Source organism: Neobacillus citreus, from assembly GCF_018343545.2.
Lineage (GTDB): Bacteria > Bacillota > Bacilli > Bacillales > Cytobacillaceae > Neobacillus > Neobacillus citreus.
In genome coordinates, this window is sequence record NZ_JAGYPE020000016.1 from 44,631 (window position 1) to 60,328 (window position 15,698).

General features: G+C 41.6%; 13 protein-coding genes. 5 read left to right on the top strand and 8 right to left on the bottom strand.

All coding sequences use genetic code 11. From position 1 onward, the window contains the following. Positions 1-144: 144 nt before the first annotated feature. The 4 genes from KHB02_RS11200 to KHB02_RS11215 form a co-directional block, all read right to left on the bottom strand. Positions 145-1,671 (bottom strand): CoA-acylating methylmalonate-semialdehyde dehydrogenase, encoded by a 1,527-nt coding sequence (locus KHB02_RS11200; protein WP_213147811.1) that lies wholly within the window; start codon positions 1,669-1,671, stop codon positions 145-147. A gap of 13 nt (positions 1,672-1,684) precedes the next feature. Beyond that, a complete protein-coding gene (locus KHB02_RS11205) occupies positions 1,685-2,593 on the bottom strand; it encodes an NAD(P)-dependent oxidoreductase (protein ID WP_213147597.1) in 909 nt (302 codons plus the stop codon). Positions 2,594-2,611: 18 nt separating this feature from the next. Then, positions 2,612-3,949, bottom strand: a complete 1,338-nt coding sequence (locus KHB02_RS11210) for a GntP family permease (RefSeq protein ID WP_213147598.1) — start codon at positions 3,947-3,949, stop codon at positions 2,612-2,614. 117 nt (positions 3,950-4,066) lie between these two features. After that, a complete protein-coding gene (locus KHB02_RS11215; RefSeq protein WP_241113816.1) occupies positions 4,067-5,926 on the bottom strand; it encodes a sigma 54-interacting transcriptional regulator in 1,860 nt (619 codons plus the stop codon). Between the two features lie 275 nt (positions 5,927-6,201). Here KHB02_RS11215 and KHB02_RS11220 point away from each other — a divergent pair, with 275 nt between their 5' ends. The 3 genes from KHB02_RS11220 to KHB02_RS11230 are packed head-to-tail and all read left to right on the top strand — an operon-like array spanning position 6,202 to position 8,962. Further along, positions 6,202-7,659 (top strand): sensor histidine kinase, encoded by a 1,458-nt coding sequence (locus KHB02_RS11220; protein WP_213147599.1) that lies wholly within the window; start codon positions 6,202-6,204, stop codon positions 7,657-7,659. Next, positions 7,659-8,345, top strand: a complete 687-nt coding sequence (locus KHB02_RS11225) for a response regulator transcription factor (RefSeq protein ID WP_213147600.1) — start codon at positions 7,659-7,661, stop codon at positions 8,343-8,345. The genes KHB02_RS11220 and KHB02_RS11225 overlap by 1 nt, the downstream gene beginning before the upstream one ends. A gap of 29 nt (positions 8,346-8,374) precedes the next feature. Continuing rightward, entirely contained in the window at positions 8,375-8,962 is a 588-nt protein-coding gene (locus tag KHB02_RS11230) for an undecaprenyl-diphosphatase (RefSeq protein ID WP_213147601.1), read from the top strand. 53 nt (positions 8,963-9,015) lie between these two features. Here the strand turns inward: KHB02_RS11230 and KHB02_RS11235 are convergent, their stop codons facing one another. Next, on the bottom strand, positions 9,016-9,750 hold the full coding sequence (locus KHB02_RS11235) for a YqjF family protein (RefSeq protein WP_213147602.1): 735 nt from the start codon (positions 9,748-9,750) through the stop codon (positions 9,016-9,018). 123 nt (positions 9,751-9,873) lie between these two features. Beyond that, positions 9,874-11,001 carry a GerAB/ArcD/ProY family transporter gene (locus KHB02_RS11240; RefSeq protein WP_213147603.1) on the bottom strand — a complete coding sequence of 376 codons (1,128 nt, stop codon included), beginning with the start codon at positions 10,999-11,001 and terminating at the stop codon, positions 9,874-9,876. A gap of 226 nt (positions 11,002-11,227) precedes the next feature. On the opposite strand from KHB02_RS11240, the gene KHB02_RS11245 reads away from it, so the two are divergent. Then, positions 11,228-12,796, top strand: coding sequence for a spore germination protein (locus KHB02_RS11245; protein ID WP_213147813.1), 1,569 nt, complete (start codon positions 11,228-11,230; stop codon positions 12,794-12,796). A 103-nt stretch (positions 12,797-12,899) separates the two neighbouring features. Here KHB02_RS11245 and KHB02_RS11250 read toward each other — a convergent pair whose 3' ends face one another. Then, positions 12,900-14,009 carry a GerAB/ArcD/ProY family transporter gene (locus KHB02_RS11250; RefSeq protein ID WP_213147604.1) on the bottom strand — a complete coding sequence of 370 codons (1,110 nt, stop codon included), beginning with the start codon at positions 14,007-14,009 and terminating at the stop codon, positions 12,900-12,902. Positions 14,010-14,024: 15 nt separating this feature from the next. Further along, a complete protein-coding gene (locus KHB02_RS11255) occupies positions 14,025-14,258 on the bottom strand; it encodes a hypothetical protein (RefSeq protein ID WP_213147605.1) in 234 nt (77 codons plus the stop codon). 235 nt (positions 14,259-14,493) lie between these two features. Between KHB02_RS11255 and KHB02_RS11260 the strand changes: the two genes are divergently transcribed. After that, positions 14,494-15,693: a Ger(x)C family spore germination protein gene (locus tag KHB02_RS11260; protein WP_213147606.1), complete on the top strand. Its 1,200-nt coding sequence runs from the start codon at positions 14,494-14,496 to the stop codon at positions 15,691-15,693. Positions 15,694-15,698 lie beyond the last annotated feature (5 nt).

The following is a 15,698-nucleotide window of genomic DNA, read 5'->3' on the forward strand; positions in this document are numbered from 1 at the left end:
AAAACCAGACTCGGGAGATGGGTCTGGTTTTTGCTATTTTAACGCCATGGTATATGGTGGATTTTTTGGTCCCACTAAATTGATAAATAGTGTCCTTCATCTTGGCTCCCCTATGCTTTGGACAGCCTCTTCTAAATTTATAGCCTATTGGTTACTAGGAAATGAAAATTCTGTTTTACTTTCAACTTGCTTGGAATCGTTCCATCTTTCGGAGATGGTTTTGGATTTGGTAAAGAAGCGGACGGTGTCTGGGCCAAACATGTGTCCGTCGCCAAACTTGGAGCCCTTCCAGCCTCCGAAGTTATGGTAGCCAACCGGGATTGGAATTGGCACGTTGACTCCAACCATCCCTACCTCAATTTCTTCTGTGAATTTTCTCGCAGCTGCACCATTGTCTGTGAAAATCGTTACGCCGTTTCCGTATTCATGGTCGTTAATCAGCTGAATCGCTTCGTCTAGGCTGTCAACCCGTACGACAATCCGGGCCGGTCCGAATACTTCATCACGGTAAATTTTCATTTCTGGTGTGACACCATCTAAGAGGGTCGGCCCTAAATAAAAGCCCTTATCCGTTTCACTAATCTCTGGGTTACGCCCATCCACACAAAGCTGTGCCCCTTCGCTAAGACTTTCATTGATGGAACGGATGACCGCGTCTTTTGATTCCTGTGTAATGACAGCGCCAAAATCGGCTTCCTCATCGTTGTATGCTCCAACCTTGAGCTGTTCGACGCGGGTTTTTAATTTTTCTACAAACGCTTCAGCTGTCTTTTGGCCAACCGGCATTGCGACAGAAATGGCCATGCAGCGCTGGGAAGCAGAACCATATGCTGCACCAAGGAACGAAGTGACAGCTTGGTCTATATCAGCATCCGGCATGATGACCATATGGTTTTTTCCGCCGCCAAACGCTGCCACTCGTTTATTATGGCGGGTTCCCTCATGATAAACATATTCCGCCACCCGAGTTGAACCGACAAAGGAAATAGCGTATACCTTAGGATGGTGCAGCAGCGCATCGACTGCCTCTTTGTCGCCATTAATAATCGTCCAGATTCCATCCGGCAGGCCTGCTTTTTTCCATAGGTCTGAGATAAACAAAGCTGAGTTAGGAACCCGCTCAGATGGTTTTAAAATAACTGCATTCCCGACAGCCACGGCCATTGAGGTCATAGCAAGCGGCACCATGACCGGGAAATTGAACGGAGAGATAGCCGCTACTACGCCTAACGGTTGTTTAATAGAGTACGAGTTAATCTTTCCGCCGACATTAACGGAATACTCCCCTTTTAGAAGATGCGGCGCATTTAAAGCAAAGTCAACCGATTCAATTCCGCGTAAAATTTCCCCTTTAGCATCAGATACGGTTTTGCCACTTTCTAATCCAATCATGTTCGCTAATTGGTTGATTTCCTGAAGTAATAGATTTCTAAAATTAAAGATTACCTCCGCTCTTTTCGCAACAGAAGTTTTTTTCCACGCTGGAAATGCTTTATTCGCAATCTCCACCGCCTCATTGACTTCTGCTTCCGAAGCTAGTGGACAAAGAGCTGTCACTTCGCCTGTTGACGGATTATAAACCTTTGCAAACCGTTCACTCTGTCCTTCTTTCATTTCACCGCCGATAAAATGTGTTAATGTTTTCGCTGCAGTTTCAATATTTGTTGTCATCATTATTTCCTCCTTACGATTGTGATACAGTCTGTAATGTATTTAGTTCCTTTACCTTTAAATAAACCGAGGACATATCCATAGGCCCATAGCCTTCTTCGGCTGCCTTTGTATAAAAATCAATCAATAGATCACCGATTGGCAGTGAACCGCCGCTTTCGACTGCCATTTGTTTGGCCAGCTTCAAATCTTTCAACAGAAGATTGGTAGAGAATCCACCTTCATAGTTATTTTTCGCAATAAAACTTTTGTAGTTTCGCTCGTAAACTCTGCTTTGGCCGAAACTTACACTAAGAACATCATAGATGGTATCCGGGTTGACTCCAAGTTGCTCGCCAAGTGCGACTCCTTCTGCCACGGCCTGTGTATAAAAACCAATCATTAAATTGTTTAAAAGCTTAATCACTGTCCCTACTCCAGGACCTTCTCCTAAGTGGAAAAGATTCTCCCCAAGGACCTTTAGAACAGGAAGAGATTGCTCATATACCGGCTTTTCTCCGCCTACCATAATGGTAAGCGTGCCGTCAATCGCTCCGGAAACGCTTCCACTTACAGGCGCTCCAAGATAGCTAATTCCTTTTTCCTTGGCTTTTACATATACCTTTTCATTCAGTTGCGGGGAGATTGTACTAAAATCAATGATAGTCAAGGATGAATGGCCATTTTCGATGATGCCAGTTTTACTTAAGTAGACCTGCTCTACTACTTGCGGTGTTGGCAGACTGGTTAAAACATAATCCACCTGTTTCACCAGCAGCTCTGCCGGCACTCCTGTTTGTCCCCCTGCCTGGTGAAATTGCTCTTCAGCATTAGGATTGGTATCCGTTCCATAAACGGTATATCCTGCTTTTACTAGATTGATTGCCATTGGAAGTCCCATATTCCCTAGTCCAATAAAGGCAATTGTTTTCTTTTGCTCCATGAAGATCCCTCCTATTTTTTAATAAAAGATTGTATAAAGTATGACCGCTAATACTAAAGCAATCATCGGTAAAACAACGCTAAGAATAAAGATTGGCTTGTAGGCCTGCTGGTGTGTTTCATTACATACGGCTCTTATGGTTGTAACGACATAGCCGTTATGCGGAAGCGAGTCCAATCCGCCTGATGCAAGCGAGGAAATACGGTGCATCGCTCCAGGGTCCATACCTTGTGCTCCGTAGATCGGTGCCAGAATAGGCAGGGCAATTCCAAGTCCGCCTGACGCTGAACCTGTGACGCCGGCAATGATGGTGACTGCAGCCGCCAAGCCTGCATATGCCATCCCCGGCATACCGACAAGCGAATCAACAATCGCATGAAAGGCCGGAGCCTCTTTCGCTACAGAACCGAAACCGACCACGGCACAAATATTGGCCGTTGCAACAATCGCGTTTTCACTTCCTTTGCCAAAAATAAGGCCGTACTTGCGGGAATACTTATTCATAAATACTAACGCTGTTGCAACCCCTGTGAATAAGGCAAGCAAGGCTGCAGCCGTTGGCGACATAAATTTGGAACTGATATTTAACACCGCAACCACCACGATTAAAGGCAGTATGGCGAGGCAAATATTCGGCAATTCCTTTTTCCCTCCATCAGCTTCAATCGTTGCCGCTGTTTCTGCCATTGCTGAACCTGACGCACCAGCACCCGGCAGCTTAAACACCTCACCATTTTTCACTGCATTGCTGACCATAAACTTTAACCAATAACCTCCTGCCACCATGATAAAGATACCAATTAGGTAGCCGATTAGACCGCCAGCCGTCGGTTGTGTGTGAAAAAACTGCATCGGAATCAGGTTCTGAACCTCCGGTGATCCAGGTGATGTCATCGTAAAGGAAATCGATCCAAACACGATGGCACCCGGGATAAAACGATGGGGCAAGTTTGCCACTTTAAATAAAGAAACTGCAATCGGATAGACGGAAAATCCGACAATCGCAATGCTAACTCCGCCATACGTCATGAGTGCACACGCTGCGACAACGGCAAAGACCGCCCGTTTGGCGCCAACTTTCACCTTTACCCATTCCGCGATGGCATCCGCGGCTTTTGTTTCCTCCATCACCTTTCCAAAAATAGCTCCCAGCAAATAAACGAGAAACCAGGAAGAAAAGTAGCCGACGAATCCACCCATATAACTATCAGTAAGCGCTTTCTCTAAAGACAGCCCACTTGTTAGAGCAAGAATCACCGAGCATACCAACGCAGCGATAATGATATTAACTCCGCGCATCGTTAAAATAACTAATAGAATTAATCCGATAAAAAAGCCAATAAAGCTAATGACCACCTAGGCACCTCCTATTTTGTACTTGTCTTTTTATAATGCAATTATTGTGCCAATCTCCACGTGTTAGAAAATATAGAATTATCAAACAAAAACCGTATAAAAGATTAGACAAAATGCCTAATCTTTTATACGGTTGTCTATTTTCTTATACACTTCATTCTTAAATCCCTTTAATTTGTTATACAAAGTAGCTCTGGATATTCCCAGGCGATTTGCCGCCTTCGTTTTATTTCCGTTTTCTTCTTGAATGATTCTTAGGTATAGCTCTTTTTCGTGGTTTTGTTTTACTTTTTCCAAAGAATTTAGATTGCTAATCTTGTTAGCTGTATCCTGTAAATTCGCTTCTATCTTCTCCTTAGGTAGATTCGAATCCAGAAAATATCGTTTAAAGTCATCATAATAAATGCAGTTCCCATCCACTAGTGTAATTAATCGCTCCAAGGCATTCACCAATTCCCTAATATTGCCCTTCCATTCATAATTCATCATCGCCATGACGGTTTCTTTACTAATATCCTTAATGGGAATATGATGTTTTTGACAAATAGACTTCATATAATGGCCAATTAAAAGTGGAATATCTTCTTTTCTTTCCCTTAACGGCGGAATGTAAATAGGAATAACATTCAAACGATAATATAGATCTTCTCGAAATTTATTTTCTTCCACCATTTCATGAAGCGGCCGATTCGTCGCAGCAATCAAACGAAAATCAACCGATATCGGTTTTGTGGCGCCGACTGGTTCCACTTCCCGTTCTTGCAGGACCCTTAAAATTTTCGCCTGCATCTCTAACGGCATGTCCCCGATTTCATCTAGAAAAATCGTCCCTTTATGTGCTAAAAGAAATTTCCCTGGCTTCCCCTTTTTCCTTGAACCTGTAAAAGCGCCTTCTTCATATCCAAATAACTCGGATTCAAGCAATTGTTCGGGTATGGACGAGCAGTTGACACTAATAAAAGGTCCATCTTTATAACTGCTTATGGAATGGATGGCTTTCGTAAAGATTTCCTTACCCACCCCGCTCTCCCCGGTAATCAAAATGGTGGCTGGAGAAGCGGCAGCGCGGCGTGCCATATTTTTGGAATGGATAATGCTCTTGCTTTCTCCTATAACATCGTTAAAGGTAATGGGTTCTTCCTTTGGCTTCGGCTGCACAATAGATAATGTCTTTAGTCCAGTCTGATTGTGCAATTCCTGAATTTTATCAAAAATATGATATAACTCAGAAACTCCGCGAAATACCAAAATCCCTATTCCACCGATGATTTTATTATTTTTCCATATTGGAATTCGGTGGGCCACCACTTCCTGCCCTTTTAAAAATTGAACTTGGTTGTGTTCAGGAATTCCGGTTTGCAGAACAATATGCAGACGGGTCGCATCAATGACATTGATAATATGCTGACCAATCGCCCAGTCTCTCTCGACACCCAGATAGCTGGAGTAGGCCTTGTTAATCATCTTTACATATCCATGTTCATCCACAACCACAATACCTTCGTAAATATTATCAAAGCTGACATGGAACCATTCGGCAGTATTTTCGAGGAGCTGCAGCTTTTGATAGATTTGGGAGAATCCATCTTGAATGTTGTTTTTCGTTAACATCCCTATTAGTACATTGTCGCGGTCGACGACGGGTACGCTAGTCTTACTCATTAGTGAAATGTCAGAAAGAATTTCATTATAAGCAAGAGGTTTGACGCTGCTGTCATAATATTGTTCGATTGTTTCCTCCAGTGATACACCTTGGACAGCAGCCTTCATCACCATTGCTACCGATAACTCCCCTAAATAACGCTGATGCTGATCGACAATAGCTACTTCATTTTGTTTCGCTGATAGAAAAAACTCCGCCGCCTCTTTCAACGTGGCAGTATAGGGCAAAGCATGGAAATCTGTCGTCACCCACCGGCCAGCCTCAAGCAGCTCGTGATGAAAAAGGTCATCCTGTTCAACTAAATGATCTCTCACTGATTCCACTCCCCATATTCGTATATGACTAATTTCGACACAGGTTGGCAATATTCCTATATTGGAAACTCAAAAGATTCCTATTTCCCCCTCCCCCATAATTTAATAAATTTTTAATACCTACTTAATAGCCCGTTTAGCCTGATTGGCTATGATTATCTTGTCGGCCGTTTCATTGCGAAGCGGCTGCTGATATATGATAATAACAGTATCAACGCTGGATGATAATAAGATTTTTATAAGCAAAAGAATTTCAAAAGAAAGCAGTGGAATCGATGTCCATTAAATTAAGGCTTGTATTATCCAATCTCGCCATGATTCTTGTGCCGATTATCTTTGTTTGCTTATCCGCCGTATTAGTCGCGTTACTGTTTAAAACGGATGTTAAAGAATTGCGGGCAATCTACCTCCCTCCGGAGCATTACAAGAAAATATCAGATAAAAATCAGTTTTTTATTGATTTGCACAAGGAAACCTTGAAAAATCCCGGGCTGTTCATGGATCCAGCTTATCTCGAAAATCTTGACAGCCAATTAAATCAAAAGGCCGATACCTCTTTAATTGTAAGAAAAAGCAAGCACATCATATATTTACCCGAAAAATTAAAAGACTTGGACAAGAGTGAACTACCGCCATTTGGCCTCTTCCGGGAAATCGAACCGGTTGAGCAGGTAAATCACCAATTCGTTTCGATAAAAAAGCTGGATTTCTATTATCCTGATGGTTCCGAGGGCTCCTTGTTTTTTGTCAAGGACGCAAGCGGCGTGACCAAATTCGTGCGGACCTTCTTCCCTATTTTATTTACCTTATTAATTCTGGTTTTAATCGGCACGAATGGACTACTGACCTATTATGTCTCCAAAAGCATTATCCGCCCAATCCGCGGAATGCAAAAAGCTGCCCAGCGCATGAAGGAAGGAGACCTCAGCATCCCGATTCCTGTTTACTCCAAAGATGAAATCGGCCAGCTTGCCTTGGGCGTCGAGGAAATGCGGGTTAGGTTAAAGGAATCGATTGAAACGCAGCTAGCGTATGAGGAAAACCGTAAAGAGCTGATTGCCAACATTTCTCATGATTTAAGAACACCAATCACGACCATCAAAGGGTACATGGAAGGAATCCGCGACGGAGTTGCCAACAGCCCGGAAAAAATGGACCGTTACATGCAGACGATTCTTTCGAAAGCAAACGAGCTCGACCGGATGATTGAAGAACTCTTTTTGTACTCTAAACTGGATTTGCAGCGTCTTCCTTTTCATTTTGAAAAGATTCACTTCGACCACTATTTGGAGGATTTTGTTGAAGAGCTTCGTTTTGATGTGGAAGGAAAACGGGTTGATATTAACTTAAACATCGAAAAATCTGGGGATTATCAAGTGATTGGAGACCGTGAGAATTTGAAAAGGGTCATCACCAATATTGTCGATAATTCCTTGAAATACATTGATAAACCGGACAAAGTGTTGTCCTTTCATTTATCTACAAACGATTCCTATGTTCTTTTTAAAATGACAGATAATGGACCTGGAATCCCGAAAGAAAGTTTATCCTTAATATTTGACCGTTTTTATCGTGCCGATTCGGCGCGGGGAACGGACAAAGGCGGAAGTGGCCTGGGCCTATCGATTGCGAAACGAATTATTGAAGAGCACCAGGGGTCCATCTGGGCGGAAAGCCAAGAAGAACATGGAACGACGATACTTTTCACGTTGAAAAAGGCGGGTGTTGAGTAGTGAAACGCATCTTAATTATTGAAGATGATAAAAGTATTGCCGAGCTTGAACGGGATTATTTAGAAATAGAGGGTTTCTCGGTTGAAATTGCTTTCACTGGAGATGCCGGACTAAAAAAAGCACTGGCGGAGGATTTTGACCTCGTGCTGCTCGACCTGATGCTACCGGGAGTAGACGGGTTCCAAATTTGCAAGACAATCCGAACCGAGAAAGACATCCCCATCCTGATGGTTTCGGCGAAAAAGGAAGATATCGATAAGATTCGTGGTTTGGGGCTTGGAGCAGACGATTATATAGTCAAGCCGTTTAGTCCGAGCGAGCTAGTGGCACGAGTAAAGGCGCATCTGTCCCGTTACCAGCGACTAATCGGCAAGGTGCCACAGAATGACAGCATCCTAATCCGCGGCCTTCGGATCGACCAAACGTCAAGAAAGGTATATATAAACGACGAAGAGATTATTTTTACCACCAAGGAATTCGATGTATTAACCTTTCTGGCCCTAAATCCAAACCGTGTCTTCAGCAAGGAGCAATTATTTGAACGGGTATGGGGGCTCGATTCCATGGGCGACATTTCCACCGTCACTGTCCATATCCGAAGGATTCGCGAAAAGATTGAAACCGACCCATCCAACCCCCAATATATCGAGACGGTTTGGGGTGCAGGGTATCGGTTTAAAGGGTAATCTAAAGATACATCATTAGGAGGGTCATCATGCTATCCAACCTAGATTACACCATGTTTCAATGGATTAATCATCTAGCGGTCAGCGAACGGGTGATTAACCCATTAATGGTGTTGTTAGCAGAAAAAGCAGAGTATTTGTTTATGGCAGGAATACTTTTCTATTGGTTTTTTCAAAAAGCAAAGAATCGTAGAATGGTGGTCGAAGCTTGTTTTTCCGCCTGCCTTGCTTTAGGAATCAACGTCTTGATCGGCATGTTTTTTTATCGAGACCGCCCGTTTGTCTCGCATCATGTTCATTGGCTGATTCATCATGCAAGAAATGCCTCATTCCCGAGCGATCACGCGACGGCAGCCTTCGTCATCGCCGCTTCGATCTGGATTTGGCGGAAGCGTGACGGCTGGATTTGGCTGCTGCTTGCTGCCGGCATCTCCTTGTCACGCGTCTGGACCGGCGTCCATTACCCGCTGGATGTCATTGGCGGAATGGTGATTGGTGTGGGCTCAGCCTTCTTAGTTCATTTTCTATTTGCAAGGTTTACTATCTTTCATAAGCTAGGTGAGTTTGTCATCGGGCTATATGACCGCGCGGAAAACATCGTTTTAAGAAGATCCTAAATAGTATAAATGGCGAACAGTCTCCCATACTGTTCGCCATTTTTTACTTTCGCTCAATCCTTTACTCTCTTAATATTGGAAAAAATAGAATCAACCCCAGGTGAAAAATGAAGAAACGGTGCCATCTTTGGAAGGTCAAACTTAAAAGGAGCAACCAAGGTATTTTGGTAGATATCCGCTTCTGCACGGTGCAATGGCCAGGGGGGATGGTCAATCTCGCCGCAATAAATGTTCCCTTTTACATCAACACTGTATAAACAATATCGTTCCGTTAGCCAGTGATCAAGGGTTCCGCTTTCTGCAAAATAAACATCTGAAGCAGAGCTAAACTTCCCGTCGAACCCCACAGAAGAAGGGCTTTTCCGATCTTTTCTAACACTATTATAAGAAAACTCCACTCGGTTTTCCCAAGCATGAATCTCAGAATAAAAATACGGCAGCCGGTACCACTTCCGTGCAATGGTATAGGTTGCCCAATGCGGTGCATCAAGTGATAAAAAATAGACGCCGGGCTTTCCTTTATATTTCACATAGGTACGGACATTGATTTCCGGGAACTTTGCAAATAACGGCAGTCTCGGCAACCCGCGCAGAAAAATCCCATCCATCACAAACACAACAATGCCAATCCAGGCATATCTCTCAAACGTATCGATTTGTAACGCTTTAGGAACAAACGGCCGAATCACATCCACAGGAACGGGCCAATGGGCAAATAATAAATTCCGCCATGATTGCTTCATAATCCAATTTTTCGATAAATCCTGAAAGGAATGAAGGAGATCCATACGAACTCACCCCTGCTTTTTATAGGCTAAAGGCACTTTAGATACATCACTTGTCGCCTGATCAAGCACGACAAGATCGTCGGAAGCAGCCAATTTATTACCATTTTTTTCGTTCCTTTATATTTAACTTTTTTTCTGATTCGGAATATTGGTTCGTGATGAACCAATATAATTTCGAACCCATATCACAATAAGGACAATGACAGGAATCACGACCAGAAGCGGTAAACCAATTACATACCACATTTTAAAATAAAAAAAATCTTGATAGAGAACTTTATTTTTCGCCCCTAAGACAGAGGTAATAAAAATGAGGGCAACGACCGGTAAAATTAATGGCTGATACCTTTTAAACTTAAAAATATCGGCTAACCCAATCACCACGACATAAACATATAGGAATATTTTTGCGAAAAATCCAACGGCAAATGTCCCAACCACAATCGAGTCCATTCTCTGGATAATATCGCCAACATTAATTTTTTCAACGGCAAGAAGCAGCGGAATTTCAACGTCCTGTGCGTTTACTCCAATTACACTAATAATTAATAGAAAGGTCCAGGAAAGGCCTAAACCGCTTAACAAGATGGACAACAAACCCGTTCTGTTTACCAATTTGGGCTGATTTAAGTAAGGGAAAATCATAAGGAAAAGAAAGACTTCCCCATACGGGAAAAAGACCGTTAAGGGTACAGCCTGTTTAATTACCGGCAGCCAGCCGAATTCTAAAACCGGCTGTACATTTTTAATTTTTATAATCCCGGAAGCAATAACCGTTATATTTCCAATAACGCCAAAGGCAACCATTGCGCCAATTAAGATCTCCGCCGACCTTCCCAATACTTCAATCCCTAAGTAACAGCCATAAGAAACCAATAAGAGACTGATGAAAATAATAACAGGGACCGGTGTTTCAGATAGAATATAGGTCCCCATTGTATCCCCTAAATGCCGGACGTTATATGCACCGGCAAAGAAAAAATAACAAATATACACGAAGCCAAGAGGCAGCCCGATATATTTACTAAATACCTGAACTAAAACCCCAGTAAAAGGAAGGGTTGGATAACGCTTGAATATTTGAAAGTATACAAAGAAAAATAGAATGAGTGCTCCAGCCATGCCAAGTGCGATTGATATCCAAGCATCTTGTTTTGCATGCTTTCCTATGCTCGTCACAATGCCGGTTCCTAATTGAAATAGAAACATGAGAGAAAACAGCTGCCTTGCATCAATCTTCGCCTTTTCCATTAGGTTAATGTCCTTCCCTAACAACCAAAATGAATATTCATTATTGTGAGCTTTCAGCTGGTAAATTAAACCTCCACATAATTGTTTTATAATGACCCTCGTTAAATAGAATATGCCTAATGTAAGAGGAAATAATAACCTTAAATATAATAGGAATATGAGGGAAATGACCTTGAATTTTTTTAAAAATAAAAATAAAAAATCCATTAAAGACAAATGGAAAGAGATGCAAAAGGAAACAGCGAAACAGCCCGCACCACAAAGCCAAGCGAAACAAAAAAGTGAACCGATAGAGCTTGTATTAACGGATAACATCCAAAAGATAAAAGAATTATTAGGTAACAGCGACGATATTATAATGAGGGAAATCAGAATTGGCAAGGATGGCGGGATTAAGGCTTGTGTCGTTTTTACAGACGGCTTGATTGATAGTCAATCAGCGCAAAACTTCATAATGGAATCGTTAATGAATGATTTACGAAAGACAGATATCAAGGATGAAACCCTTAATGGTTTATACCTTTTGCCCTTTTTAAAAGAAAGGATATTAACAGTCGGAGACATTCAGGATCTAGATGATTTTACGAATCTCCTGGATTCTCTTTTATCCGGTAAAGTGATTCTATTATTTGATGGATATTCGAAGGGCTTCTCTGTTGACATGAAAGGCTGGCAGCAACGGTCAGTGGAGGAGCCTACGACTGAGACGACAATCAGAGGACCTCGTGAAGGATTTACAGAAAATATCCGGGTTAACACGGCCCTAATCAGGAGAAAAATCAAAGATCACAACCTATGGATTGAATCAAGGAAAATTGGAAAAGTATCAAAAACAATCGTCTCCATTATGTATATAAAGGGGCTTGCCAATGACAAGGTTATCGAGGAAGTCCGCACGCGGCTCAATAGGATTAAGATTGACAGTATTTTAGAAACAGGCTATGTTGAGGAATTAATTCAGGATGGAGTAAGGACACCTTTTCCCACCATATATCATTCGGAACGGCCAGATGCCATCGCCGCCGACCTGTTAGAGGGACGTGTTGCCATTCTAGTTGATGGCACACCATTTGTCATGACAGTGCCTATCATCTTCGCACAGTTTTTACAGTCACCGGAAGATTATTATAACCGGGCAGATATTACCACCCTTCTTCGTTTCTTGCGTTATATGGGTTTTTTTATTGCATTGTTAGCACCATCCTTATATATTGCTATTACCACCTTTCATCAGGAAATGCTGCCAACGCAATTACTGATTACCCTTGCCGCCCAGCGGGAGGGTGTACCTTTCCCAGCCTTTATCGAAGCACTTGCGATGGAGGTTAGTTTTGAAATATTACGTGAAGCAGGTTTAAGAATGCCAAAAGCGATTGGCCAGGCGGTATCCATTGTTGGAACACTTGTCATTGGCTCGGCAGCTGTTGAAGCCGGATTTGTGTCAGCTGCCATGGTGATTGTAGTCGCTATTACAGCTATAGCAAGCTTTATTGTCAGTAATTATGAATTGGCCATTGCCATCAGGATGTTACGATTCCCCTTCATGGCAATCGCGGCCTCATTTGGTTTATTTGGAATCATTGTAGGATTGATTGCAATGGTTCTTCATATGTGCAGCCTGCGTTCATTTGGCGTGCCTTATATGGCCCCCTTCGGCCCCTTTATCAAAGAGGACCAAAAGGATACCATTTTTCGATTTCCAAGATGGGCTATGTCTACACGGCCACGTTTATTCAGTCAAAACAATATCGTTCGCGAAGACACTCCTGCTCCAAAACCACCCCAAAAAGAATGAAAGCTGCCTTTACTCCAAAGGCAGCTTTCTCTTTTTTGCTAATAAGCATAAATTCAACTACGCCTCTGTCTTCGTCCTAACGGACTCGCCAATCGACGAGTTTTCATTTATCATTCCTTATACATTTCCTTAATCCATGAATCAATAATAATAATAAAGGGAGAGCAAGTCCGTATATAAAAGAGTAAACAGGCCAAATTTCATAGTCAAATTTTGCTGAATGAGTAACATTAGGATGCGAAATAAAGGAAATCATCACCATAATCATCCCTAAAGGAAATGTAAAAGGTTTATAATCTCTTATGTTTAAGGTTTGTACAAAACTGATGAGCGCTGCGTAAAAATAAATGGCCATCTTAAAAAATATCGTTACAAACCACATAATTGCCAATATGGCTTCTATCCGCTGCAAAAAACCCCCTATCTTTATCATCCTTGCTAAATTATAACTAGGATACATCTGTCTTGCACTGGAATCAGGACCTAAAACTAAAATAGTCAATGTAATCAGGATGATTAAACAAACCCCCGCTATACCGATTGCAATAAAAAAAGGTTTTTCAGCTGCTTTTGGCTGCTTCACAGAAATAGGAAAAATCATCAATAACACAATTAACGGAAAAGAGAACACACTTAGAAAAATGATGACTGCACGAATCATTGGCTTTATTCCTGAGTTCAACATAGGTTGGATGTTTTGTAATTTCCATAAATCAGGGGTTAATAATACTGATACTGTTAGTAATACGAATAAAAGAATAAAAATAGGAAAAAACAGTTCTGCAGTGCGAGCCAGCGTTTCAAGACCAAGGCGTATTCCCATTATTAAAATGCACGCGAATACAATATGGATTATTTCAATTGGTGTATCATGTAAGATTTGCGTGGTCAAGAAATTTCCCACATAATACAGTAATTCTGACGCAGAAATATAAGAGATAAAAGCAAAGCTAAGAGAAATGATTTTACCCAACCATTTTCCGAGGAGTGTTTCAATGATTTCAACCAGAGTTTTCGCCGGAAACATTCTCCCAATAACGATGTATAAAGCCACCACCAAAAAAGTAAAGGCTGTACCAATTATAGCCGTTATCCAAGCATCCTGTTTTACCTCATTAGCAAGACTTCCTGGTATCACTAAGATGGTCGTACCCACAGAAAATAAAATAACTAAAATTGTAAATTGCCGTCCGCTTATTTTGAGATTTTCCATTCACTTTCACCGAACCTATTTCAGCAATCCGTATATAAAATCACTAAATGGCTGTAAAACAATTCTAACCCCATTAAGAGGGTTCGGAACGCTCAAATTCAAGCTTTCTGCTATGCCTAATCCAACTGCCATAGCCATTAAGACGGAAAATACCCATAGCTCCTTCGTTAACTTTTTTTTTCGCATCTTAGGAATTTCAAAAGCAATGATCATAATGGCTGCCACTATTGTTACTGCAACACCAAGCATTTGAAGGACTTCCTCTCATTGACTATTATCCTGTGTATTCTCTTCGTTTTTTCGTATTTATACTCACTCGCCATCCATTCTTTACTTATTGAATACATAATAAACAGTGGGAATCGCATTAGTTGATTTTTGTCGAATATTATCTTTTAAAAATAAACATCTTTCCATTTGTCCGCTTAAAAAACCAAATTTTGGGGAGCATATAACTAGCTTAGAGGCTTAAAGGAGTAATGGCATGAACCGAAAATTCCTTTTACTTGTTTCCATCTGCTCCCTTATCCTTCTCACTTCCTGTTGGAACCGACGAGAATTAAATCAGCTTGGGATCGTAATTGGAATGGGGATTGATAAAGCAGATGGTAAATTCCTAGTGACGACACAAGTCGTAAATCCTAGTGAAATTGCTGCATCTATGGGCAGCGGCGGCAATTCTCCTGTAGTTGTTTATGAAGAAAAAGGGGATACAATATTCGAGGCAATCAGAAGAATGACAACCGAATCACCACGAAACCTTTATTTTTCCCATCTTCGCCTGCTCGTGTATGGAGAAGAATTTGCGAAAAAAGGGATTGGTAAATCATTAGACCTTTTGACAAGGGATCCGGAAATACGGACTGATTTTTATATTACAATCGCTAAAAACAGCAAGGCAGGCGATGTTTTAAAAGTCTTAACGGCGATAGAAAAAATTCCCGTCCAGCAATTATATGAATCGCTTTTATCCTCGGAAAAACAGTGGGCACCAACCCTCCCCATTACATTGGATCAGTTGAATTCAGAATTAATAGAGGAAGGGAAGGATGTCAAATTAACCGGGCTTATGATAAAAGGTCCGCTGCAAGCGGGCGAAAGTCTGGGGAAATATCAGCAATCTAAAGCAGAGACCTACTTAAAATATGATGAGGTTGGCGTGTTTAAAAAGGATCAATTAATAGGATGGCTTAACACTGACGAAAGCAAAGGCCTCAATTATGCTTTAGGGAATGTAAAAAGTACGATTATAACTATACCCTGTCCTGAAAAAGGGCTCGCCGGGATTAAGCTGATTCATACAAAAACAGAGTTAAAAACAAAGGTTTCAGGCAGTAAGCCAACAGGAAACATTAAAATTACTGCAGAGGGAAAACTGGCAGATGTATACTGTAAGACACTCGATTTAAGTAAACCGGAAACCATTAGCCAGTTAGAACGAAAAGCAGAGAAAAACATAAAAGATAACATTCATAAGGCTCTACATGCTTCGCAAACGCAATATAAACTCGATCCATTTGGTTTCGGTGAAGCAGCGCGCCGTGATAACCCGGAATATTGGCATTCGGTCAAAAAGGATTGGCAGCAGATTTTTGGGAAAATGCCGGTAAACGTAGAAGTTACTGTAAAAATACATGATGTAGGAATGATTAAGACCTCTCCTTTAAATTTCATGAAGGACTAATCACT